Source organism: Paeniglutamicibacter cryotolerans, assembly GCF_014190875.1.
GTDB classification, from domain to species: Bacteria; Actinomycetota; Actinomycetes; order Actinomycetales; family Micrococcaceae; genus Paeniglutamicibacter; species Paeniglutamicibacter cryotolerans.
This window is the reverse complement of record NZ_JACHVS010000001.1, coordinates 491,350-513,468: the sequence shown is the minus strand read 5'-3', so window position 1 is coordinate 513,468 and position 22,119 is coordinate 491,350. Positions and strand designations below refer to the sequence as shown.

Annotated in this window: 23 protein-coding genes, 1 tRNA gene and 1 riboswitch; of the genes, 9 read left to right on the top strand and 15 right to left on the bottom strand. The window is 66.2% G+C overall.

What is annotated here, in order from left to right:
• Positions 1-21: 21 nt before the first annotated feature.
• Genes E9229_RS02535 through E9229_RS02525 form a run of 3 tightly spaced genes read left to right on the top strand, consistent with a single transcriptional unit; the run spans position 22 to position 2,174 of the window.
• Positions 22-486, top strand: coding sequence for a MarR family winged helix-turn-helix transcriptional regulator (locus E9229_RS02535; RefSeq protein WP_312855577.1), 465 nt, complete (start codon positions 22-24; stop codon positions 484-486).
• Positions 483-1,760, top strand: coding sequence for an MFS transporter (locus E9229_RS02530; RefSeq protein ID WP_183509697.1), 1,278 nt, complete (start codon positions 483-485; stop codon positions 1,758-1,760). The genes E9229_RS02535 and E9229_RS02530 overlap by 4 nt, the downstream gene beginning before the upstream one ends.
• 33 nt (positions 1,761-1,793) lie before the next feature.
• Complete coding sequence (locus E9229_RS02525; RefSeq protein WP_221184347.1) at positions 1,794-2,174, top strand: hypothetical protein; 381 nt, start codon at positions 1,794-1,796, stop codon at positions 2,172-2,174.
• Here E9229_RS02525 and E9229_RS02520 read toward each other — a convergent pair.
• Together E9229_RS02520 and E9229_RS02515 are read right to left on the bottom strand one after the other, a co-directional pair.
• Positions 2,090-3,085 carry a hypothetical protein gene (locus E9229_RS02520; protein ID WP_183509695.1) on the bottom strand — a complete coding sequence of 332 codons (996 nt, stop codon included), beginning with the start codon at positions 3,083-3,085 and terminating at the stop codon, positions 2,090-2,092. The two genes, E9229_RS02525 and E9229_RS02520, sit on opposite strands and share 85 nt — an antisense overlap.
• An 82-nt stretch (positions 3,086-3,167) precedes the next feature.
• Complete coding sequence (locus E9229_RS02515) at positions 3,168-4,853, bottom strand: helicase HerA-like domain-containing protein (protein ID WP_183509694.1); 1,686 nt, start codon at positions 4,851-4,853, stop codon at positions 3,168-3,170.
• A gap of 164 nt (positions 4,854-5,017) precedes the next feature.
• Here E9229_RS02515 and E9229_RS02510 point away from each other — a divergent pair, with 164 nt between their 5' ends.
• The 4 genes from E9229_RS02510 to E9229_RS02495 all read left to right on the top strand — a co-directional run bounded on the left by E9229_RS02510 (position 5,018) and on the right by E9229_RS02495 (position 8,029).
• Positions 5,018-5,497: a TetR/AcrR family transcriptional regulator gene (locus tag E9229_RS02510; protein WP_221184346.1), complete on the top strand. Its 480-nt coding sequence runs from the start codon at positions 5,018-5,020 to the stop codon at positions 5,495-5,497.
• A gap of 52 nt (positions 5,498-5,549) precedes the next feature.
• Positions 5,550-5,738: a hypothetical protein gene (locus tag E9229_RS02505; protein ID WP_183509692.1), complete on the top strand. Its 189-nt coding sequence runs from the start codon at positions 5,550-5,552 to the stop codon at positions 5,736-5,738.
• 300 nt (positions 5,739-6,038) lie between these two features.
• Complete coding sequence (locus E9229_RS02500) at positions 6,039-6,734, top strand: ABC transporter ATP-binding protein (RefSeq protein WP_183509690.1); 696 nt, start codon at positions 6,039-6,041, stop codon at positions 6,732-6,734.
• 2 nt (positions 6,735-6,736) lie between these two features.
• Positions 6,737-8,029, top strand: a complete 1,293-nt coding sequence (locus E9229_RS02495; protein WP_183509689.1) for an ABC transporter permease — start codon at positions 6,737-6,739, stop codon at positions 8,027-8,029.
• 33 nt (positions 8,030-8,062) lie between these two features.
• Here E9229_RS02495 and E9229_RS02490 read toward each other — a convergent pair whose 3' ends face one another.
• The 9 genes from E9229_RS02490 to E9229_RS02450 form a co-directional block, all read right to left on the bottom strand.
• Entirely contained in the window at positions 8,063-8,842 is a 780-nt protein-coding gene (locus E9229_RS02490; protein ID WP_281369441.1) for an amino acid ABC transporter ATP-binding protein, read from the bottom strand.
• Complete coding sequence (locus tag E9229_RS02485; RefSeq protein WP_183509688.1) at positions 8,829-9,488, bottom strand: amino acid ABC transporter permease; 660 nt, start codon at positions 9,486-9,488, stop codon at positions 8,829-8,831. The genes E9229_RS02490 and E9229_RS02485 overlap by 14 nt, the downstream gene beginning before the upstream one ends.
• Before the next feature lie 41 nt (positions 9,489-9,529).
• On the bottom strand, positions 9,530-10,348 hold the full coding sequence (locus E9229_RS02480) for an amino acid ABC transporter substrate-binding protein (protein WP_183509687.1): 819 nt from the start codon (positions 10,346-10,348) through the stop codon (positions 9,530-9,532).
• Positions 10,349-10,520: 172 nt separating this feature from the next.
• Positions 10,521-11,750 carry a cobalamin-independent methionine synthase II family protein gene (locus tag E9229_RS02475; protein WP_183509686.1) on the bottom strand — a complete coding sequence of 410 codons (1,230 nt, stop codon included), beginning with the start codon at positions 11,748-11,750 and terminating at the stop codon, positions 10,521-10,523.
• A gap of 13 nt (positions 11,751-11,763) precedes the next feature.
• A riboswitch (SAM riboswitch) is annotated at positions 11,764-11,871 on the bottom strand.
• Positions 11,872-11,928: 57 nt separating this feature from the next.
• Positions 11,929-12,855 carry an AEC family transporter gene (locus tag E9229_RS02470; protein WP_183509685.1) on the bottom strand — a complete coding sequence of 309 codons (927 nt, stop codon included), beginning with the start codon at positions 12,853-12,855 and terminating at the stop codon, positions 11,929-11,931.
• 144 nt (positions 12,856-12,999) lie between these two features.
• A tRNA-Gly gene (locus E9229_RS02465) sits at positions 13,000-13,073 on the bottom strand.
• Positions 13,074-13,174: 101 nt separating this feature from the next.
• The gene (locus E9229_RS02460) at positions 13,175-14,368 is read right to left on the bottom strand and encodes a cation:proton antiporter (protein WP_183509684.1); all 1,194 of its coding nucleotides are present in this window, start codon (positions 14,366-14,368) and stop codon (positions 13,175-13,177) included.
• A 16-nt stretch (positions 14,369-14,384) separates the two neighbouring features.
• Positions 14,385-14,867 carry a cation:proton antiporter regulatory subunit gene (locus E9229_RS02455; RefSeq protein WP_183509683.1) on the bottom strand — a complete coding sequence of 161 codons (483 nt, stop codon included), beginning with the start codon at positions 14,865-14,867 and terminating at the stop codon, positions 14,385-14,387.
• A gap of 45 nt (positions 14,868-14,912) precedes the next feature.
• Positions 14,913-15,410, bottom strand: coding sequence for an SseB family protein (locus E9229_RS02450; protein ID WP_183509682.1), 498 nt, complete (start codon positions 15,408-15,410; stop codon positions 14,913-14,915).
• A 110-nt stretch (positions 15,411-15,520) separates the two neighbouring features.
• Between E9229_RS02450 and E9229_RS02445 the strand changes: the two genes are divergently transcribed.
• The gene (locus tag E9229_RS02445) at positions 15,521-17,227 is read left to right on the top strand and encodes a fumarate hydratase (protein ID WP_183509680.1); all 1,707 of its coding nucleotides are present in this window, start codon (positions 15,521-15,523) and stop codon (positions 17,225-17,227) included.
• Positions 17,228-17,356: 129 nt separating this feature from the next.
• Here the strand turns inward: E9229_RS02445 and E9229_RS02440 are convergent, their stop codons facing one another.
• Entirely contained in the window at positions 17,357-17,980 is a 624-nt protein-coding gene (locus E9229_RS02440) for a phosphoribosylanthranilate isomerase (RefSeq protein WP_183509679.1), read from the bottom strand.
• Positions 17,981-18,031: 51 nt separating this feature from the next.
• On the bottom strand, positions 18,032-18,892 hold the full coding sequence (locus tag E9229_RS02435; RefSeq protein WP_183509678.1) for a M15 family metallopeptidase: 861 nt from the start codon (positions 18,890-18,892) through the stop codon (positions 18,032-18,034).
• A 128-nt stretch (positions 18,893-19,020) separates the two neighbouring features.
• Here E9229_RS02435 and dcd point away from each other — a divergent pair, with 128 nt between their 5' ends.
• On the top strand, positions 19,021-19,602 hold the full coding sequence (dcd, locus tag E9229_RS02430) for a dCTP deaminase (protein ID WP_183509677.1): 582 nt from the start codon (positions 19,021-19,023) through the stop codon (positions 19,600-19,602).
• On the opposite strand, the gene E9229_RS02425 is transcribed toward dcd, so the two are convergent.
• Both E9229_RS02425 and E9229_RS02420 read right to left on the bottom strand, forming a co-directional pair.
• Entirely contained in the window at positions 19,599-20,633 is a 1,035-nt protein-coding gene (locus E9229_RS02425; protein ID WP_183509676.1) for a malate dehydrogenase, read from the bottom strand. The two genes, dcd and E9229_RS02425, sit on opposite strands and share 4 nt — an antisense overlap.
• Before the next feature lie 61 nt (positions 20,634-20,694).
• The gene (locus E9229_RS02420) at positions 20,695-22,005 is read right to left on the bottom strand and encodes an MFS transporter (protein WP_183509675.1); all 1,311 of its coding nucleotides are present in this window, start codon (positions 22,003-22,005) and stop codon (positions 20,695-20,697) included.
• Between the last annotated feature and the right edge of the window lie 114 nt (positions 22,006-22,119).

Below are 22,119 nucleotides of genomic sequence, written 5' to 3'. Positions count from 1 at the left end.
CGGGCGAATCGAGGAAATTCCGTGCAATCACCGGATCCCGAGCTGGAAGCAGAACAACCCCGGCCCGATGGCCCGGACGGCGGACTGGCGGCCGAACTCCGCGTGGCCATCATGCGCACCTCGCGCCGGCTGCGCGTCGAAGCCAGCGGCAACATGCTCACAGCCGGCCAGTACTCGGTCCTGGTCGCGCTGCGGAAACAGGGGCACAGCCTCGGCGAACTGGCAGCCCGCGAACGGGTCACCGCGCCGTCGATGACCAGGATAGTGAACTCGCTGGAGACCGGCGGCCTCCTCAAACGCAGGCCGCACCCCACCGACGGACGCCAGGTCATCATCGAGGCCACGGCACGGGGCCTGGAGGTCCTGGCGCTGGCCCGCTCCGAGCGCACCGCCTGGCTGGCCCGCAGGATCGAGGAACTCGACCCGGCGGACCGGGCGGTCCTGGCTCGGGCCGCCGCCCTGTTGCAGGAGCTGAGCGCCCGATGAACGCGATGTTCAGCTCCCTGCACGTGCGCAACTACCGGCTCTGGGTCTCCGGGGCGCTGGTGTCCAATATCGGTACCTGGATGCAGCGCGTGGCCCAGGATTGGCTGGTGCTGACCATCCTCACCGACCACTCGGGCACCGCCACGGGCATCACCACCGGCCTTCAGTTCCTGCCGATCCTGTTCCTGGGCCCCTACGCCGGCCTGATCGCCGACCGGCACAACAAGCGCAACATCCTGTTCTTCACCCAGTCGGTCATGGGCCTGTGCGCCCTGAGCCTGGGTATCCTGGTCGGCACCGGAAATGCCGAGCTCTGGCAGGTCTACCTGATCGCCTTCATCCTGGGTATTGCGAGCGCATTCGACGCCCCGGCACGCCAGGCCTTCGTCTCGGACCTGGTCGGCTCCGGCGACGTGCCCAATGCGGTGGCATTGAACAGCGCCTCGTTCAATACGGCCAGGCTCTTCGGACCGGGCCTCGCCGGGCTGCTGATTGCCGCTGTCGGCGTCGCGCCGGCCTTCTACCTCAACGCGTTCAGTTTTGCCGCGGTGATCTTCTCGCTCACCCGGATGCGGTCGGCCGAGTTCCAGCTCTCCACCCGCACCCCGCGCGGATCGGGGCAGGTGCGCGAGGGCCTTGCCTATGTCAAGGGCCGCCCGGACCTGCTGCTGATCCTGGGTCTGGCATTCATCGTCGCCACGTTCGGCCTCAATTTCCAGGTCACCAACGCGATGATGGCAACCATCGAGTTCGGGGTCGGCCCCGGAGAATTCGGGCTGCTGGGAACGCTCATGGGCATCGGCACCCTGGCCGGGGCCCTGCTGGCGGCCCGACGCAAGCGCCCGCGATTGCGCTACCTGCTGGGCGGGGCAGTGGGATTCGGCTTCTTCGGGCTGCTGGCAGCGGTCATGCCCGGTTTCTGGTGGTACGCAATCATGCTGATCCCGGTAGGGCTCGCAGCCATCACGTTCCTGAACAGTTGCAACACCACCGTCCAGCTTTCGGTGGAACCGCAGTACCGCGGCCGGGTGCTGGCCCTGTACATGTCGGTGGTGCAGGGAGGAACGCCGATCGGTGCGCCCCTGGTGGGCTGGCTCGGCACCGAGTTCGGTCCGCGCTGGGGCGTGGCCGGCGGCTCCATCATCGCCTTGATAGCCGGCAGCATCGCGACGATTCTGGTGATCAGGAACCGCGGACTGGGCGGATCGCTGCGGCGCCGGGCAGCGAACCTGCGCCGCCAAATCAACCCGCTGCGCCGCGGCTCGGACGGGTAGGATCCGGAGAAGGGACTTTTCAACCGGGCACGCGTGGATCGCAGACAGCAGTCCATGGGCGAGATCGTCGAGGTCACCATGCGTCTTGAGTGGCATTTCTCCCGCCATGACGCACCCGGTGCTCCCGGTGCGGTGGACTGGGCCAGGAAGCGGATCAGAGGTGCTGCGGACGCCACTGGGCTCCGCGAAGGAGCGAGGGCGGGGCTGGATGCCCTGCGCGGGGGAATGGGCTCGCTGACCGATTTCTTCGTGGGCAAGGGGCCGGCGGACTACGCCATGATCGCCGGTTCCTGGGACCGGCTGCGCGGGGCGCTCAGAAGCCTGCCGTATCAGCCGCCGGTGACCGGGGTCAGCGAAAACGTGGTGGTGTTGGCCTCGAGCCGCTGGGTGAAGCCGAAGGTGGCGTCGATCTGACGATCTTTGAATTCACCGCTCACGAGGTCCTGTTCGGTGAGCCGCAGCCGGGTGCCGACTTCCAGCGGGCGCAGGATCCAGTTGCCGTCGTAGGAGTTGACCTCGGGCTTCGGGTAGCTGGTGATTTCCCATTTGATGGAATCGGCATTAACCCGGGCATGGGTTTCATAGCTCATCGGGCATCCGGAGGGCATGAGGACCTGCTGGCTGGCGCATCCATCAAGATACGAGCGCAGCTGGGTGTCGATGGCGGAGATGAACTCCTCCGATGGCTCGGTGATCAAGTCGATCTCTACCGGCTTGGCATGGGGGGCCCCGACGAGTATCGACTTGGGTCGCGCCTGGAAGTTCTTGGTGGCGAACGAGGCGTCGACCACCGACGGCGCGAACACCGGCAGTGTCTGATTTCCCTTTTTCAGCGGCGAATCGAGCCCATTGACCCTGACCTCGGTGGTGGTGTCGGCGGACACCTTCGCCACGGGCAGGATGGTGGGAGCGAAGGCCCAGCGGTCGAAAAACAGCCACTCGGTATGGGTCCGGTGCAGCCGGTAAGTGATGGTCTTCTTGGAGCCGAAGACCTCGTACCCGGCAGTGACATCGGCGCTGTCCTTCTCGCCGGGGACCTTGGCCACCGATACGATGCCGAAGTCCTTGATCGGTTCGACCGAGTTCCTCAGGCCCTCCCCGTCCAGCAGCAACGCGTTTCCCGCTGGCACCTTGGCGCCCAGCAGTCCCAGCGCCTTGCCGCCTTCGCCGGCAGCCAGGCTCTGGTGCAGCTCGGTGACCAGGTTCTGTGGACCGAAGAACTTGGTGTTCACGAACATGATTCCGGCCACCGCGGCAACGGACAACAGGAAGAAAGCCGCCACCCAAATGGTGACGACCCGTGCCAAGCGCTTCTGTGCAGTCATTAGCCCAAGCGTACCCGTCAGTCCGGAGCCCACAGAATCGACGGGTCATCGCGGTGTATCGAGGCTCGTCCGCGTCGACGCCCTAGCGCCGGCGTCGACGCTTGGTCCCGAACATGCCGCGGAGCAGTTCCCCGCCGAGTGCGTTCGCCGCCTGCAGGGCCATGTCCATCAGTGGGTTCCCCGCTGTTTCCGTGGCTGGCGTGGGAGCCCTGGTGGGGGTCTCGGGCCGCGCATGGCCGCTGGTGCCGGGGGATGATGCGGAGGTTGAAAGCGAGGAGGGGCGGCCGAGGATCGACTCCTCGATCCGCCGGGCTTCTGCATCGATGTCGCCCTGGCTCTGTCCGGCTGCCGGAACCCCGCCGCCTACCGAACCCCCGGTGGACGCCGGTGCTTGCGCCGTCGGAACCGTGACGGGAGGTGCTGCGTTGAGCCGTTCAAAGGCGGAAACACGGTCCACAGCCGTGCCGTAGACGCCCATCAGGGCCGAGGCGGCAAGCACCTGTGCGATGGTGTCCGGAGCGGAGGGGCCCATCGTCGATTGCGGACTGCGCATCCGGGTCCAGGCGACGGGTGTCGGAGCGCCCTTCTCGTTCATGACTGTCACCACGGCCTCGCCGGTTCCCGCCTGTGTGAGGGCCTCCTCCAGGTCGTAGTCGCTGGTCGGAAACGTGGAGATGGTGGCCTTGAGCGCCTTCGCGTCATCGGGGGTAAAAGCCCGCAGCGCATGCTGGATCCGGTTGGCCAGCTGTCCGAGCACGTCGGACGGGATGTCTTTCGGGGTCTGGGTGACGAAGAAAATCCCCACGCCCTTGGAACGGATCAGCCGGACCGTGGTGGTGATGGAGGTCAGGAACGCCTTGGAGGCGCCGTTGAAGAGCAGGTGTGCCTCGTCTAGGAAGAAGACCAGTGTGGGCTTGTCCGAGTCTCCGACCTCGGGGAGCTCGGCGAAAAGATCGGCCAGAAGCCAGATCATGAACGTGGAGAACAGCGCGGGCTTCTGCATCATCGTGGGGAGCTCGAGGCAGGAGATGACACCGCGGCCGTCGGGAGCCATCCGCAGCAGTTCAGCAGTCTCGAACTCCGGCTCTCCAAAGAACCTGTCCATGCCTTGGGCCTCCAGGGTGACCAGACCGCGCAGGATAACCCCGGCGGTGGCCTTGGAGACCCCGCCCAGACCCTCGAGTTCGACCCTGCCTTCGGCGCTGGACAGGAATGTGATGACCGCGCGCAGATCCTTGAGGTCGTACAGCTCCAGTTCCTTCGTGTCCGCGTAGTGGAAGATCAGCTGGAGGCACGATTCCTGCGTTTCGTTCAGGTCCATGACCCTCGAGAGCAGCAGCGGACCGAACGATGCGATGGTGGCCCGGATCGGGACCCCGGTTCCATCGCCGCCCAGGGCCAGATATTCGACGGGGAATCCCGTGGCGCTCCAGTCCATTCCCACCGATGCTGTGCGTGCCAGCAGCTTCTCCGAGGCCGTCCCCGGGGAAGACAGGCCGGTCAGGTCGCCCTTGATGTCGGAGAGGAAGACCGGAACCCCCAGGCTGCTCAATTGTTCGGCCATGACTTGCAGCGTGATGGTTTTGCCCGTGCCGGTGGCCCCGGCGACCAGGCCGTGCCGGTTCATCATGGACAGGGGGAGCCGGACCTGCGCCTCGGCATGTATTTCGCCATCCACCAGGGCGGCGCCCAGATGGATCACCTCGCCCTCGAATGCGTATCCGGAAGCAATGGTTGCCGCATGCTCACCTGGTGTCTTCTTCGCCATGGGGTCAGCATACGGGCAGCTGGACCGATGTGTCAGTGGGCCCGGGAGCGGAATGCGGATGCCGACCGCTGCATGTCGATACTGGTCGGAGCTTGGCGGGAGAGAACAGCGGTGCGCGGGGCAGCGGTTGAGGGCAGACGGGTTCGACAAAAGGAACTGCATAAATGCATACGGTGCATATTTACAGATGGAATTCGGATGCAGCCGGTTGCCTCAGGGGCAGCGCCATGGGCGGCGGGTTGATGGTTATCGCTTCGTGTGAAAGAGGGAGCGCGCTCACGGTGGGTTTCGACCAGGGACTGCGTGCCCGCAAAAGGGCTGCCACCGAGCGGTCCATTGCCACGGTGGCTCTCGAGATGGCTCTCGAACGCGGTTACGAGAAGGTCACCGTGGACATGATCTGCGAAACGAGCATGGTTTCCCAGCGCACGTTCTTCAACTATTTCGGCTCCACGGAAGGCGTCATCCTCGGCAAGTCGCCTGCCTTCCCCAGCGAGGAGCTGGCCGCCGAATTCATCGCTGAACGTGGGAGCGATGTCCTGGGCGACCTAGTGCGAATAATTGCTACGGCCGTCTCTTCGCGGGAACCGGATACTTCCCTTTTCCAGGTGCGCAGGAAGCTCATTCAGCCAACCCCGAGTTGATGACCCGGGAAAGGCCCGAATGGGGGAGGCCGAGGGGAGGCTTCGAGAGCTCGTGGCTTCCCGGTTGCTTGCCCAGGGGCTGGACGACGAGGCCGGAATGCTCGTCCTGCTGGCCCTGGGCGCCATGCACTGGCTCATGCAGAAGTGGGTGGGATCGAACTTCGCGTTGGACCGAACCGAGCTGCTTGAGCGGACCTCGGAACTGATTCGACGCGTCGTTGCGGGAATCCCGCCCCAATAGCAGGGTGGTATTCCCGAAAAGGTCGGCCGCATAGCTGCGCCGGCCTTTTGCGTTTGCCCGCGATGATGGATGCTGGTTTCCGGGGCATGGTCCGGCGCGTGGCGCCTGCTCGGGCAGTGCCCGCAGGGGAATGCGGATTGGCTGGGGTGTTTGGCGGCCAGGAACGCGCCTATATTTTGTGGAAACTGGTAATTATGCAGAGTCTGCAAGTTTTATCTTTTTTGCGGACAGGAAGCGCTGCCTCGCGGTGGAGGCGGACCACGACCTGGGCTTTCCCGCCTGATCTAGAAGGAACCGGACATGACGACACGAATTCTCCAGGCCGATGGGATCCAAAAGTCCTACGGGCACGGTGCCTCGCGCTTCGAGGCGCTCAAGGGGGTTTCCCTGGCCATCAGCGAGGGTGAATCCCTCGCCATCGTCGGTAAGAGCGGATCGGGAAAGTCGACCCTCATGCACTTGTTGGCCCTGCTGGACGAACCGGACAGTGGAACCCTTCTGGTGGAGGGGAAGGACGCCTCCGGGCTGAAGCCCAAGGACCTGAACCGGTTGCGGAACCAGGACTTTGGCTTCGTCTTCCAGCAGTTCTTCCTGACGCCGAACGCCACTGTCCTGGACAACGTGGTCCTCCCGCTGAAGATTGCTGGAGTTCCGGCGAGTGAGCGGCGGAAACGGGGCATGGCCGCCCTGGAACTGCTGGAACTTGCCGACAAGGCCAAGAACAAGGCGACCGATCTTTCGGGCGGCCAGAAGCAGCGGGCCGTCATTGCCCGGGCCCTGGTGAACACACCCAAGGTGATCTTCGCCGACGAGCCCACCGGCAACCTGGACACGGCCACCGGCACCGTGGTCGAAGACATCCTCTTTTCCCTGAACAAGGAACGCGGCATCACCCTGATCATCGTCACCCACGACCGGGACCTGGCCGCGCGATGCGGCAGGCAGTTCTACGTCCGCGACGGACTCGAAATCACTGCTGAAGAGATGACGGCCTAACCATGAAATTCATCGATACCCTCGCCTCTGCCATCTCGAATACCTTCCGCAGCAAATTGCGCACCGGCCTCACCGTCGTGGCCATCTTCATCGGTGCCTTCACCCTGACCATCACCAGCGCCATCGGCACCGGCATTTCCAACTACATCGATACCCAGGTCGCTTCGATCGGTGCCACCGACGTCCTGAGTATCACCAAGACCTCCGAAACCACGGCGAACCCCGACTCCGGTCCGGCCAAGTACGATCCCGAGCAGGCCAAGGCCAGCGGGGCGCAGGTCCCGGGCAGGCCCACCTCCGTCCTGAGCGCGAAGGACCTGAAGGTCATTGCCGGTACGAGCGGCATCGAATCCGTCGAACCGGTGGTCCTTGTCTCGCCCGACTACATCCAATACGGGAACCACGGAAAATTCCAGCTTTCCCTGAATCCCGTCGCGGGCATTACCCGGGCCGACCTGGCCTCCGGCTCCCAGCTGGACGAGTCGGGAACGGAATCGCAGATCCTGCTGCCCACCTCCTACCTCGATTCGATGGGCCTGGGAACGGCCGAGGAAGCAGTGGGCAAAACGGTGCGAATCGGCATCACCGACTACGCCGGCAAACAGAGCACAGTGAACGCAACGGTGGTCGGCGTGCAAAACGAGACGCTGCTTGGCACTACCGCCGGCATCAACCAGCACCTGATCAATGAGCTTGTCGCCATCCAGAACACCGGAAGGCCGGCCAGCCTGGTCCAGGGCTATGTCATGGCCACGGCCCACTTCGACCCGAACCTGGGCAGCGACCATACCCAGGGCCTGAAGGACGCATTGGCCGCCCAGGGGTACACTGCCCAGACGGTCCAGGATCAATTGGGTGCCTTCCAAAGCGTGATCAACGGGATCGTCGGCGTCCTGAACGCCTTCGCGGTGATCGCCCTGATCGCTGCCGGATTCGGCATCATCAATACGCTGCTGATGAGCGTTCAGGAGCGGACCCGGGAAATCGGCCTGATGAAGGCCATGGGCATGGGCGGAGGCAGGGTCTACACGCTCTTCAGCCTCGAAGCGATCTTCATCGGTTTCCTGGGCAGCGCCATCGGCGCCGTGGCGGCGATCGGCCTCGGCTCGTTGATCAGCAACATCCTGGCGGACACCGTCCTGTCCGGATTGCCGGGGCTGCAGGTCATGCAGTTCGCACCGGCCTCGGTGGCAACCATCATCGGCGTGGTCATGCTGATAGCCTTCCTGGCCGGAACGCTGCCTGCGCGCCGCGCTGCTCGGCAGAACCCGATTGACGCCCTGCGCTACGAATAGGGGGCGGGAACGCACCGGCAGCTGAACCGCCCGTTAGAACGGGTTCAGCAGCCGGTGCACAAACTGGCGGGTGCGCTCTTGCTGCGGGGCACGCAGCACGGTGTCCGGATGTCCGCGTTCCACCACGACGCCGCCGTCCATGAATACGACCTCGTGGGCGACCTCGCGGGCGAACGCGAGCTCGTGGGTGACCATGACCATCGTCCAGCCCTCCTGCGCCAGTTCCTTAATGACCTTGAGCACGTCACCGACCAGCTCCGGATCCAGTGCGGAGGTCGGTTCGTCGAAGAGCAGTAGCGAGGGCTTCAGCGCCAGTGCGCGCACGATTCCCACCCGCTGTTGCTGGCCGCCCGAGAGCTGGTATGGATGCTCATCGCGCTTCTCGGCCAGGCCTACCCGTTCGAGCAGCGCCTCGGCTTCGGCGATGACCTCGGCCTTCTTGCGCTTCTGGACCTGGATTGGGCCCTCGATGATGTTCTGCAGCACGCTCATGTGCGGGAAGAGGTTGTAGTTCTGGAAAACCATGGCACTGCGGGTGCGCAGCGCCTCGTATTCCTTCTTCGTGGTCCCCGGGGTGAAGCCGACGGCCGGGCCGTCGGCGAAGGCCACCGTGCCGGCATCGGGGCGTTCGAGCCCGTTCAGGCAGCGCAGCACAGTGGTTTTTCCCGACCCCGAGGGGCCGATGAGTGCGAGCACCTCGCCGGGCCTCACCTCCAGGTCGATGGACTTGAGCACCTCGTTGGATCCGAAGGCCTTCTTCAGTCCGGCAACCCGCAGCAGGGCCGGGGCGCCGGAGCTCTCAGCGGGCGACATGGCGGTCCAGCCTTTCTTCCAGTTTCGACTGGCCGGTGGAAAGCACCAGGCAGAACACCCAGTAGATCAGTGCTGCCTCCAGGTACACCAGCATGAACTCCTGGCTGAACGCCGCGATTTCCTGCGCCTTGCGGAACATTTCGGAGAACAGGATCAACGATGCCAGCGAAGTGTCCTTGACCAGGGAGATGAACGTGTTGGAGAGCGGAGGCACCGAGACCCGGGCCGCCTGGGGCAGGATGACCCGGATCAGGGTCCGGGTGCTGGACATTCCGATGGTGTATCCGGCTTCCCACTGGCCCCGGGGCACCGAGAGGATTGCGGCGCGGATGACCTCGGCGGCGTAACCGCCCACGTTCAGCGAAAAGGCGATAATGGCGCTGGGCCATGGGCTAAGCGTCACCCCGATGGAGGGCAGTCCGAAGAAGATGACGAAGAGCTGCACCAGCAGCGGGGTTCCACGGATCACCGAGATGTATGCCCGGGCGATGAAGGAAACCAGCTTGTTGGCGCTGAGCCGCATCAACGCCATCAGCAGGGCGATCACCAGGCCGATGGCGAAGCTGGCCAGCGACAGCGGGATGGTGCCCTTGAGCCCGCCCAACACCAACGGACCCAGCGAGCTCCAGAACAGCGTCCAGTCCATTCCCGCCCCTTACGTTGTGGTTGCCGGTTTCGAGCCGGTGGCTACTTGCTGACATCCTCGCCGAAGTACTTCTCGGAGATGGTCTTCAGCGTCCCGTCGGCGGTCAGGTCCGCCAGGGCCTGGTCCACGGCCTTGACCAGGTCGTCGCTGCCCTTGCTGAAGGTCAGTGCGCTCTTGGATGTCTCGGTGGTCTCGGCGGCGATCTTGATGTCCGGGTCGTTCTTGGTCTTCTGCGAGTCCAGGTAGGTCAGCTTGTCGTTGATCGTCGCATCGACCCGGCCCTGCTTCAACAGCGTGATGGCCTGGGCCCAGCCCTCGACCGCCTCGACCTTGGCGCCGCTATCCTTGGCCAGCTGATTCCAGTTGCTGGTCAGCGACTGCGCCGTGGTCTTGCCCTTGAGGTCGGCGAAGGAGGTGATGTCGGTGTTGGAAGCCTTGGTCACGATGACACCGGTGCTGATCGTATACGGGGTGGAGAACAGGTACTTGGCCTCGCGCTCAGGCGTCATGGTCACCTGGTTCGCGATCATGTCGAAGCGTCCCGCGTCCAGTCCGGCGAAGATCGCATCCCACTGCGTTTCCTTGAACTCCGGCTTCACGCCCAGCTTGTCCGCCACGGCCGTGGCGACTTCGACGTCGTAACCGGTCAGCGGGCCGGTTCCACCCTCGTGGAACGAGAAGGGCTTGTAGGTGCCCTCGGTGCCGATAGTCAGCACGCCGGCGTCCTTGACCTGCTGCAGGGTCAGGCCGGCGGCCTCGCCCGAAGCCCCGGGCGTGGCGGGCTTCGATGAGCCGCAGCCGGTGGCTGTGAGCGCTACCAGGGCGGCCGCTGCGGCGAAGGTGAGGAGACGGCGTTTCATGGGGAGGGGGGCCTTTCGTTGGTCAAACGGGTTGGACACGACGCTAACACCCCCGCTGGTGCAGGATAAGAGCTATGTTCCGAAGTGCTACGAAATGCCACGACCGGACGACGCCGAGGCCGCCGCACACAGATGCGTGCGGCGGCCTCGGCGGGTGCTGCTGAAACCGAGATCAGACGATGATCTCGGTGCCCTTCCAGAGGCGCTTGGTGGCCAGTGCGGCGCCGGCGCCCAGTGCCTCGAGCTTGGCCATGGCGATCTGCGGGTGGACGCGGCCGCCGAGTCCGCAGTCGGTGGAGGCAATCACGTTCTCGCGGCCGACCAGGTTGGCGAAGCGCTCGATGCGGTCGGCGACCAGCTCCGGGTGCTCGACCACGTTCGTGGCATGCGAGACGACGCCGGGGACCAGGATCTTGCCCTCGGGCAGTACATGGTCCTCCCAGAGGCGCCATTCGTGCTCGTGGCGCACGTTGCCGGCCTCGAACGAGTACTGGCCGGCGTTGATGCGCAGCACCGGATCGAGGATGTCGGCAAACGGGATGTCGGTGGTGTGCGGCCCGTGCCAGGAACCCCAGCACACGTGCAGGCGGATCCGCTCTGCCGGCAGCCCGCGCAGCGCGTAGTTGGTCGCCTCGACGCGCAGCTCGAGGAACTTCAGGTAGTCCTCGAGGCTCGGCTCCGGGTTGACCTGGTCCCAGGATTCGGCCAGTGACGGGTCGTCGATCTGCAGGGTCAGCCCGGCATCAATGATCGCCTTGTATTCCTCACGCATGGCATCCGCCGCGGCGAAGAGGTACTCCTCGTCGCTGGTGTAGAAGTCGTTGGCCAGGCGCGCGCAGGAGGCGGGGGACAGTGCCGCGAGGAAGCCCTCTTCGGTGCCGGTTGCCGCCATGGCGGTCTTCAGGTTCCTGATGTCCGATGCCACCAGGTCGTGCCCGGTGTAGGTCAGCGGTGCGACGACCTTCGGCTGCGTGGTGGCCTTGCGGTGTGCCAGGATGCCCGATGTCGGATCCGCGTAGGCCTCGGCGAACGCCTGGCGGTCGCGCCGGTCCGGGAAGGACGTCAGTACGACGTTGCCGGGGGTGGAGCGGTTGACCTGGGCATCGGCCCAGCGGTCGACGGTGGTTTCCTCCAGGCCGCCTAGGCGGGCGAAGGAGTAGTTCCACCAGGCGCCGAAGTCGACGGCGGAGGACATGGTGTGTCCGAATTCACCGTCGTTGGGAATGTCGATGCCCAGCTCCCGCTGCTTGGCGACGATTCCGGTGACGGAGGCCTCGAGCAGTTCATGGAACTCGGGCGTGATTCCGTCGCGCTCCTTGGCCGCGTTGGCCGTCAGGAGTGCTTCGGTGCGCGGCAACGAGCCGGCGTGGGTGGTGCGGATACGACTGTCGTTAAAGGACATGGGCAATTGCCTCTTTCCATCGAACCTGGCAGTAGCACCGTTACCGTTTCAGATGCCTCATCGGCGGGGTAGGTTGCTGCGGCTTCATCGATCCAGGTCTCTCGGCCGCTCCGGATGGGTACGAATAATTCCTATCACGGAAGCGATGCGTGTCACTATTTGACGCCGTCGTGTGACCTCAGCCGAGCAGCAGCGGCACCAGCAGCATCGCCGGAAGCGCAATAACGGTGGTCAGCAGGACGGTGTCCTTGGCCAGCGTGACGCCGCGATCGTAACGTGAGGCCGTGACGAAGATGTTCTGGGCGGTGGGCAGTGCCGCCATGATCACGGCGATGAACAGGTCGAGCCCGGTCAGGCGGAAGACGAACGCGGCAATCAGCCAGGCCAGCACGGGGTGCACCACGAGCTTGAGCCCGGTCGCCACCAGGGTGTCGGCCCGCCGTCCGGCGGCCCGTTCCAGCGGCTTGGACCCAACCAGCGAGATGCCGAAGGCGATCAGCATGGCCGGGATCGCGGCACCGGCGATCAGTTCGACCGGATCGGCGACCTGCGGTGGAAGCTTCCAGCCGAACACGGCGACGAGCAGGCCGGCCAGGGATCCGACGATCATCGGGTTCCGGGCCGTCTGTATGAGCATCGTCAGCGGGGTGGTCCGGTGCCGGGAAGTGCTCGCGTCGAGGATGGCCAGGCAGATGGGTGAGTAGACGGCCAGCTGGAAGAGGATGATCGGGGCGGCATGGGACAGGTCCCCGAGAACGTACAGGGCGATGGGTAGGCCGAGGTTGGCCGAATTCACCGTGGAGGCACTCATCGCCCCGATGACTGTTTCGGTCAGGTCGCGTCGCAGCCACCAACGGGTGATCAGCACGAACAGGGTTCCGGTGAGGAACGCCGAGATGGTCGCCACGCCGAGCTGTGGTCCCAGCACTGCCGTGGGGTTCGACGTGGACAGCGTGGTGAAGAGCAGCGCCGGGCTGGCGACGAAGAAGGTCAGCCTGTTCAGAATGAGCCTGGCATCGGGTCCCAGTACACCGGTGCGGCCCACGAAGTAGCCGACGACGATGACTGTCCAGACCACGGCGAATCCCGACAGCACTCCGCCCACGTTTTCGCCTTCCGATCGTTTCACCGAACCATGGTTGCCGAATCGACACTAGCCGCGGCCGGATCCGACGATGTAATCCGGCGACGCGGGTGTCCGGAGGCAAACAAGAATCCGGCCTCCCACGCTGTGGGGGACCGGATCGGTTGGAGCGGGTGACGAGAATCGAACTCGCCTCTCAACCTTGGGAAGGTCGCATTCTACCAATGAACTACACCCGCAATGCCTGCCCCGTCCGCCATTGGCGGCCGGGCGTTCACCAGCATAGCGCACACCCCGGGGCCGGTGCCTAATCGGCGGCCTACCGGCGTGGCGCCGACAGCTAGGGCATGACCGGTGGAGCAGGTTTGCGCTGCTGCCGCGCCACCCACGGCCTGGTCAGTGGTTCAACGAAGCGGGTGGCGATCGGGCCGAAGACGGCCAATAGCAGCACGTAGGCGGTCGCCAGGGCGGCAAGCTTCTCGTTGACGGCCCCCGAGGCGACAGCCAGGCCGGCTATCACGATGGAGAACTCGCCCCGGGCTATCAGCGCGGCACCTGCACGCAGCTGGCCCGGAAGCCCGATGCCCACCCGCTTGGCCGCCCAGACTCCGGTGGCGACCTTGGTCAATGACGTGACGATGGCCAGCAGCACGGCGAGCAGGAGCACCGGGGGAATGGTCCTCGGATCGGTGTTGAGACCGAAGAGCACGAAGAACATCGCCGCGAACAGGTCGCGCAGCGGTTCGAGCACCTTGGCCGCCGAATGTGCCGTCGACCCGGAGATGGCGATGCCCAACAGGAACGCACCCACGGCGGCTGAAACCTGCAACGCGGAGGCTACTCCGGCCACGAACAGCGCGGCGCCGATGAGCTTGAGCAGGAAGTTCTCGCGGTCGTTTGAGTGGATCAGGCGCGAAATCTGCGGACCGAAACGCAGGGCGACCAGCAGCACCAAGGTGATGACCAGCAGCGCGATGCCCACGGCGCGCAGTCCGCCGAAGAAACTCAGGCCGGCCAGCGTCGCCGTCAGGATCGGCAGGTACACGGCCATGACCAGATCCTCGAGGACCAGCACCGAAAGCACCACCGGTGTCTCGCGGTTACCCAGCCGGCCCAGGTCCGAGAGCACCTTGGCGACGATCCCGGAGGAGGATATGTAGGTGACGCCGCCCATGACCAAGGCGCCGGTGAAGCCCCAGCCCAGGATGATCGCCAGCGCGGCGCCCGGGGTGAAGTTCAGGACCAGGTCCATCAGCCCGGCCAACCAGGAGCGCTTGAGCCCGGTGACCAGCTCGCGGGCCGAATATTCCAGGCCGAGCATGAGCAGCAGCAGGATCACGCCGATCTCGCTGGTGATCACCCCGAACTCCTCGATGCCGACCAGCGGGATGGCACCCCCGTTCCCGAAGAGCAACCCACCGAGCAGGTAGAGCGGCACCGGGGACATCCCGAAGCGAGCCGCGAGGCGCCCAAGCAGTCCCAAGCCCAGGAAAATGACGCCGAGTTCGATCAGGACGAGTGACATGCCATCCATGCGCAGCCCGGCCCCGCTATCCGTCGTGGATGATATGGGCGGCGTTTTCCAGCCCCGAGGTGGTGCCGACGATGATCAGCACGTCCCCGAGGCCCAGCTCGAAGTCCGGCTTGGGGGAGGGAACGACACGTCCGCCGCGGGCGATGGCGACCACCGAGACACCGGTGCGCGTGCGCAACTTGGTGTCGCCCAGCGTCTGCTCGACATACGGGCTGTCCGCGCTGATCACGAACTGCTGGGTGTTGACCCCGGGCAGTTCGCTGTGCTGATCGGTGAGGTGGGCAACCAGCTGCGGGGCACCGAGCATGGCACCCAGCGCCGCCGCTTCCTCGGAGTTCAGCGGGATCGCCGCCGCACACGCGTCGGGATCCTCCCGCCGGGAGATGATCAGTTCCATGTCGCCATCACGCAGCATCACCACGCCCACACGGCGTCCCGTGGCCAACGTGATTTCCCGCCGCACACCGATCCCCGGCAGGGGGGTATCTTCAAAATTCATGCAACCCACTCTAGCCCCGCGCGGGGACCACCGGGGACCCGGGAATTACGCCTGCGGCGCAGCGTCGCGCAGTGTCCCGTCGGCGTTGAAATCGCGGCGGATCGCCGCCACTCCCTCGGCCCCGATCTCGAAACCCAGCTCGTGACCCGGGTTGATGACCAGCCCGGCACCCTCCAGCGTGTCGATGACGGCTGCACCCGGAACGCGCACGGCATACGCGGCCTCCTCCAGATAGGTGGCGGGGATGCGGGCGGCGTGGGTGAACAGTGCGATGACCGGATCCCCGGCGGCGTTCTGCAACAGCAGCGGCTGCACGTTGGTGGAGTCCTCAGCGACCTGTTCGCGGCTGAGGAAAAGCACCTCGGAGCCCAGGAACGTGGAGATGACCGCGCCGGTGAGCTGCGGATCGTCCTGGCCGGCCTGGAGCACGACCTCCAGATGGGTCTGTGGCTTGTCCCAATCGGTGCCCGATGCCTTGGCGCCGAAGTCGGGGATGTCTGCCGGGCCGGGGCCCGTTGCCGGAAGCTGTGCGTTCTCATTCATGCTCTCCAGCATGACGAGGAGGACGTGGTGTACGCAACCCGATGCCCGTCCGGGCGCCGAAACGACCTACAGTGGAGGGGCATAGTCCCATAATGTCGTGAGGAAGCACCATGCCCGAATTCAAGTACGAAGACCTGCTGCCCATCGGGGCCGATAAGACCCCCTACCGCAGGATTTCCACCGATGGCGTCCGCACGCTCGAGGGGCCGGGCGGCCGTACCTTCCTGGAAGTCGATCCCGAAGCGCTCGAGACGCTGGCCGCCACGGCCCTGCACGACATCTCGCACTACCTGCGCCCGGCGCACCTGCAGCAGCTGCGCAACATCCTCGACGACGAGGACGCCAGCCCGAACGACAAGTTCGTCGCGCTCGACCTGCTGAAGAACGCCAACATCGCCGCAGGCGGCATCCTGCCGATGTGCCAGGACACCGGCACTGCCATCGTCATGGGCAAGCGCGGCCAGCACGTGCTCTCCTCCAGCCAGGACGAGGAAGCCCTGTCCAAGGGCATCTACGACGCGTACACCACGCTGAACCTGCGCTACTCGCAGCTGGCCCCGCTGACCACGTGGGAAGAGAAGTCCACCGGCAACAACCTGCCGGCACAGATCGAGCTCTATGCCGATACGACGGCGGGCCACGAGAGCCAGTACAAGTTCCTGTTCATGGCCAAGGGCGGCGGCTCGGCCAACAAGTCCTTCCTGTACCAGGAGACCAAGGCGATCCTCAACGAGAACGCCATGTTGAAGTTCCTCGACGAGAAGCTGCGCTCGCTGGGTACGGCGGCGTGCCCGCCGTACCACCTGTCGATCGTCATCGGCGGCACCAGCGCCGAATTCGCGCTGAAGACCGCCAAGTACGGTTCGGCGAAGTACCTCGATGAGCTGCCGACCACCGGTGCCATGACCGGCCGCGGCTTCCGCGACATCGAGCTGGAGGACAAGGTCCTGGAACTGACCCGCCACTTCGGCATCGGGGCCCAGTTCGGTGGCAAGTACTTCTGCCACGACGTGCGCGTGGTGCGCCTGCCGCGCCACGGTGCCTCGCTGCCGGTGGCCATCGCCGTGTCCTGCTCCGCCGACCGCCAGATGCTGGCCAAGATCACGCCCGAGGGAGTGTTCGTGGAGCAGCTGGAAACCGATCCGGCACGCTTCATGCCCGAGGCCGACCACCCCGCGCTCGACGCACACGACGCCGAGACCGAGGGCATCAGCGGCACCGGCGGCTCCTCCGTGGTGAAGATCGACCTGAACCAGCCGATGGAGCAGATTCTGGCCGAACTGACCAAGCACCCGGTCAAGTCGCGCCTGTCCCTGTCCGGCCCGCTGGTCGTGGCCCGTGACATCGCCCACGCCAAGATCAAGGACCTGTTGGACGCCGGCGAAGACATGCCGCAGTACCTCAAGGACCACCCGGTGTACTACGCCGGACCGGCCAAGACCCCCGAGGGCATGGCGTCGGGATCCTTCGGTCCGACCACCGCCGGGCGGATGGACTCCTACGTGGACCAGTTCCAGGCCGCCGGCGGCTCAATGGTCATGCTGGCCAAGGGCAACCGCTCGAAGGTCGTCACCGATGCCTGCAACGAGCACGGCGGCTTCTACCTGGGTTCCATCGGCGGCCCGGCGGCCCGCTTGGCGCTTGACTGCATCAAGAAGGTCGAGGTGCTCGAATACGAAGAGCTCGGCATGGAGGCCATCTGGAAGATCGAGGTCGAGGACTTCCCCGCGTTCATCGTGGTCGACGACAAGGGGAACGACTTCTTCGCCGAGACGCTGAAGCCGACGTTCACCGGCATCCCGGTCCGCGCCAAGTAGCGGCCGACGATACGAAAAAAGGGGGTCTTGCCCGGGGAAATTCCCCGGGCAGGACCCCCGGGCCGTTGCGGGAAGCGGCAGTTTCCACCACCGGGAGTGCGCCCGATCCCGGGCCGGCTTGCCGGGTGCCTAGCGTACCGAGCGCGCCGCAGCGATGAAGGCTTTGACCAGCTCCGGGTCCTTGACTCCGCGGCGGGATTCGACGCCGGAGGAGACATCGACGCCGTCCGGGCGCAGCACCATTGCCAGGTGCGCCACGTTGTCCGGATTGAGCCCGCCGGCCAGCAGCCACTGGCCGGCCGGGGGAGCGGCAAGCACGTCGGCCGGATCGAACGCGACGCCCGCACCGGGCTCGATGGCATCGAGCAGGATCCGCTCGTTATCCCAGAGCGCGCGCGCTGCATCGTCCAGCCGCGCGTAGGCGCCGGCGGAGAAGGCGCGCAGCGTCCGGAATCCTGCGGCCTGCGCCGCGGTGATGTCGCCCAGCGGCTCGTCCCCGTGCAGTTGAACCGTGGAGACCCCGGACCGCCGGGCCGTCTCCAGTACCCCGGCCAGCGGCTGGTCGCGGAAGACGCCGACGGTTTCCACGTGTTCCGGTATCCCGGCCAGCAGCGTGGCGACCAGGTCCGGGGCGACGGTGCGCGGGCTGCCGGGGGCAAAGACGAAACCGATGGCGTCGGCGCCTGCTGCCACTGCAGCGGCAACCGTTTCGGCTGTGCTCAGCCCGCAGATCTTGATGTACAGCTGGGGCATCGTCCGTCGCTTTCGGGTGAACCGGTCCGGCAGGCCGGGAAGGTCGTGGGTCTAGTTGAAATCGAAGCCGGCGGACCAGTCGCGGAACGGGGCCAGCAGGCGCAGTACGGCCAGCGAGGGCACTGCCGCCTCGGTGGCGGGCTTCTTCGCCGCGGGCTTTTTGGCGACCGGCTTCATGGCGGGTTCCTTCGCCGCCAGATACTGCTCGAACGTGCCGATGGAGGCCTTCTTCATGGCCGTGGCATCGGGGATCCCGATGTAGCGCAGGTGCCACGGCTCGTACTTGTAGCCGGTGGTCTTTTCCCCGTCCGAGGGGTACCGCACGATCAAACCGAACTCGTACGCGTGGGCGGCAACCCACTTGCCGGATGCGGTGTCGCCGAAACAGGCCTTGAGCGTGCACTGTCCGTTGGCCGGACCGATATCGGCGGCCAGGCCCAGCTGGTGTTCTGAAGTTCCGGCCTTGGCCGAGATGCGCGAGGCGAAGCCCTCGCCGTACTGCCGGGTATACCGCGCGTAGAGCGAGGCCTGCCGGTCGTAGGAGCGGTAGCCGCTCTCCAGGCGCAGCCGGTGGCCGGCCCGGGCCGCGCCCTCGAACAGGTCCTCGATGGCGGTCGCAGCATCCTTGCGCAGGCTCACCGAGGTGCCGGCGGCCCGGCGCAGGTCCCGCGGCGCGTAGCCGACCGGATCGATCGGCGAGGCCTTGCTGGCCAGGTACAGGATCGAGCCCGGTGAGCTGGCCGGCTTGCCGTCGGTCGCCTTGGCCAGGGGTGCGTGTGCCGGGGCGGCGGGGCCCTGGGCCGCGGCGGGCAGCGCGGGGACCAGCAGCGTCAGCGAAACGCAGAGGGCTGTGGCAACGGCTAGCGGCTTCAGAACGGAATCCTTGGTCTCGGGTCGCGGACATGGTGTCAAAAGTTCCCCGCCAGCGAATGCGGGCAGGGACGTGCAACAAGGATAGCCCGGCTCGCTGGGAATAGGCAGGGACGCCCGGCGCCGGAGCCGATGGCGGCCTGGGGCCCGGGATGCGTTATTTTGGGAAGGTGCTGATCTCTGATGGTGATATCCGAAAAGAACTCGACTCCGGCCGCGTCAAGCTGGACCCGTACGACCCCTCGATGGTGCAGCCGGCGAGCGTGGACGTGCGCCTTGACCGCTTCTTTAGGTTGTTCGACAACCACAAGTACGCCCACATCGACCCGGCGGCGGACCAGCCGGAGCTGACCCGGCTGGTCGAAGTCGACCCGGACGAGGCCTTCATCCTGCACCCGGGCGAATTCGTGCTCGGCTCCACCTACGAGGCGGTCACGCTGCCCAACGACGTGGCGGCGCGGCTCGAGGGCAAGTCGTCGCTCGGCCGGCTGGGCCTGCTCACCCACTCCACCGCCGGCTTCATCGACCCGGGCTTCTCCGGCCACGTGACGCTGGAACTCTCGAACATGGCGACGCTGCCGATCAAGCTGTGGCCCGGGTCCAAGATCGGCCAGCTGTGCTTCTTCCGGCTCAGCTCCCCGTCCGAGCACCCCTACGGTTCGGGCGAATACGGCAACCGCTACCAGGGCCAGCGCGGCCCGACGGCATCGCGCAGCCACCTGAATTTCCACCGCACCACGCTGGGCACCTAGCCCAGCAGGCCGAGTGCCGCCACGGCGTCGCGCTCGGCCACCAGTTCGGCGACGGATGCATCGATGCGCAGTTGCACGGCGGGGGTGATCGAGAGGCCCTGGACGATATGCCATTGCCCGCCGACCGAGCGTGCCGGGAACGACGAGACCAGGCCCTGGGGCACCGCGTAGGATCCGTCGGAGGCAAGCGCCACCGACGTGTGGTCGGCGCCGGTCCCGGCGACCCAGTCGCGGACGTGGTCGATGGCGGCAGCGGCCGCCGAACCCACCGATGACGAACCGCGGACCTCAATGATTTCGGCCCCGCGCTTGGCCACCCTCGGGATGAACTCCCCGGCGAGCCACTGCTCGGCGGCCGGCGCGGACCCGAAGACCTCGGCGAGGCGCTCCGGGACAGGGTGCCAGACGCCGTGCTCGTCGGCCACCGTCGCATGGTTGATGTCCGGGACCTGCGTGGCCGAATGGTTGCCCCAGATGCTCACGCCCGAAATCCGGGAGACCGGAACCCCGAGCCGCAGCGCCAGCTGCCCCACCGCACGGTTGTGATCCAGCCGGGTCAGCGCGGTGAACCGCTCGCCGGGGATGTCCGGGGCATGCGCGGCCGCTATCAGCGCGTTGGTGTTTGCCGGGTTGCCGACCACGGCCACCCGGATGTCATCGGCCGCACCGGCATTCAGCGCCGCGCCCTGGGGCCCGAAAATCGCCCCGTTGGCGGCGAGCAGGTCCCCGCGCTCCATGCCCGGCCCACGCGGCCGCGATCCGACAAGCAGGGCGATGTTTGCCCCGTCGAACGCTCGTGCCGGGTCGTCGGTGACCTCGATGGAGTCGAGCAGCCCGAATGCGCAGTCGCCCAGTTCCAGGGCTGCGCCCTGGGCGGACCGCAGCCCCTGCGGGATCTCGAGCAGCCGCAGCCGCACCGGGACATCGGGGCCAAGCAGCGCGCCGGAGGCGATCCGGAACAGCATCGCATAGCCGATCTGTCCACCGGCACCGGTCACCGTGATGGTCTGGGGTTCGCCCGATTCGATCATGCACCCCATCCCACCACCGGAAGGCAGCGGTGTCACTACCTGCGGGGAACCCGTGCCGGGATCAGCCGTGGCGCGGCGGGCGGACCGGGAGCAGCAGCAGCAACCCGCCGGCCAGCACCACCAGGATGCCCAGGATGCCGTAGCGCTGGGCACCGTCGCCCGCCATCGGGGTGGCCAGCACGATGGCCCAGGCGAACATGGCCGGGGCCAGGAAGCTGACGGCCCGCCCCGTGGTGGCGTAGAGCCCGAACAGCTCGCCCTCCTGCGACTCGGGCGCCAGCCGGGCCAGGTAGGCGCGGGACGAGGACTGCGCCGGGCCGACGAACAGGCACAGCATCAGTCCGAAGATCCAGAACCCGGTGGTGCCGGGGGACAGGAACACGCCGGTCCCGGCCACCAGCAAGCCGATCAGCGAACCGACGATGACCGATTTGGGTCCGGTCCGGTCGTCGAGTACGCCGCCGACCATGGCGCCGATGGCAGCCACCACGTTGCCGACGATGGCGAAGATGATGACCTGCTGCAGCGTGAACCCGAACGTGCCGGCGGCAATGACGCCGCCGAAGGTGAACACGGCCGCCAGCCCGTCGCGGAACACGGCGCTGGAGAGCAGGAAGTACACGGTGTGCCGGTCGGTGCGGTAGAGCGCCGCAACGCGCCGGCCCAGCACCCTGTAGGCGGCGACGAAGCCGATCCGTGCCGACTTCGCGGTCGCCGCCAGCTCCGGGACGGTGAAGAGCACCGGCAGCCCGAAGCCCATGAACCAGAGCGCGGAGAACACGGCCACCAGACGCAGGTTCAGCGCGTTGTGCTCGTTTGCGCCGGCCCAGTCGAAGAGCGGTGTGACCAGCGTGAACAGCACGATGGACAGGGCAACGATGCCGCCGAGGTAGCCCATGCCCCAGCCGAACCCGGAGACCTTGCCGATGGTCGCGGGAGTGGAGATCTGCGGCAGCATCGCGTTGTAGTTCACCGTGGCGAATTCAGCGAAGACGCTGGCCAGCGCGATCAGGCAGACGCCCAGCAGCAGGAAGCGCGGTTCCGGGAAGACGAAGAAGCAGGCCGCCGTGGTCAGTGCCACCAGCACGGTGTTCACGCCGAGCCAGAAGCGGCGGCGCCCTCCGGCATCCGAGCGCAGCCCGGTGATCGGGGCCAGCAGAGCCACCGCGACGCCGGCGACGGCCAGTGCGGCACCGAGTGCCGCCGAGGTCTCGGCCGGGGAGCCGAAGTAGGAGCTGGTGAGGTACACGGTGAACACGAAAGTGGTCATCACCGCGTTGATTGCCGCCGAACCCCAATCCCAAGAGGCCCAGGCCAGAACCTGTTTGGTGAGGATGCGGGTGGGCTGGGCCACAGCCTGGTGTTCGCTCATTGATGCATCGTAACCGGTGCCGGATCACAGCGCGGGTCAACACGACGTGGAAACGCCGACCCGGTGCGCGAGCTGTTAAGCTGGAGTCCGGTCCTGACCACCGCCGCGCCGTCC

Coding starts and splice junctions, on each gene's coding strand:
- E9229_RS02500 (WP_183509690.1), top strand. CDS start 6,039: ATGACGACACGAATTCTCCAGGCCGATGGGATCCAAAAGTCCTACGGG.
- E9229_RS02515 (WP_183509694.1), bottom strand. CDS start 4,853: ATGGCGAAGAAGACACCAGGTGAGCATGCGGCAACCATTGCTTCCGGA.
- E9229_RS02490 (WP_281369441.1), bottom strand. CDS start 8,842: ATGTCGCCCGCTGAGAGCTCCGGCGCCCCGGCCCTGCTGCGGGTTGCC.
- E9229_RS02510 (WP_221184346.1), top strand. CDS start 5,018: ATGCATACGGTGCATATTTACAGATGGAATTCGGATGCAGCCGGTTGC.
- E9229_RS02455 (WP_183509683.1), bottom strand. CDS start 14,867: ATGAATTTTGAAGATACCCCCCTGCCGGGGATCGGTGTGCGGCGGGAA.
- E9229_RS02425 (WP_183509676.1), bottom strand. CDS start 20,633: ATGATCGAATCGGGCGAACCCCAGACCATCACGGTGACCGGTGCCGGT.
- E9229_RS02475 (WP_183509686.1), bottom strand. CDS start 11,750: ATGTCCTTTAACGACAGTCGTATCCGCACCACCCACGCCGGCTCGTTG.
- E9229_RS02440 (WP_183509679.1), bottom strand. CDS start 17,980: ATGCCCCAGCTGTACATCAAGATCTGCGGGCTGAGCACAGCCGAAACG.
- E9229_RS02530 (WP_183509697.1), top strand. CDS start 483: ATGAACGCGATGTTCAGCTCCCTGCACGTGCGCAACTACCGGCTCTGG.
- E9229_RS02480 (WP_183509687.1), bottom strand. CDS start 10,348: ATGAAACGCCGTCTCCTCACCTTCGCCGCAGCGGCCGCCCTGGTAGCG.
- E9229_RS02450 (WP_183509682.1), bottom strand. CDS start 15,410: ATGAATGAGAACGCACAGCTTCCGGCAACGGGCCCCGGCCCGGCAGAC.
- E9229_RS02445 (WP_183509680.1), top strand. CDS start 15,521: ATGCCCGAATTCAAGTACGAAGACCTGCTGCCCATCGGGGCCGATAAG.
- E9229_RS02485 (WP_183509688.1), bottom strand. CDS start 9,488: ATGGACTGGACGCTGTTCTGGAGCTCGCTGGGTCCGTTGGTGTTGGGC.
- E9229_RS02420 (WP_183509675.1), bottom strand. CDS start 22,005: ATGAGCGAACACCAGGCTGTGGCCCAGCCCACCCGCATCCTCACCAAA.
- E9229_RS02520 (WP_183509695.1), bottom strand. CDS start 3,085: ATGACTGCACAGAAGCGCTTGGCACGGGTCGTCACCATTTGGGTGGCG.
- E9229_RS02495 (WP_183509689.1), top strand. CDS start 6,737: ATGAAATTCATCGATACCCTCGCCTCTGCCATCTCGAATACCTTCCGC.
- E9229_RS02460 (WP_183509684.1), bottom strand. CDS start 14,368: ATGGATGGCATGTCACTCGTCCTGATCGAACTCGGCGTCATTTTCCTG.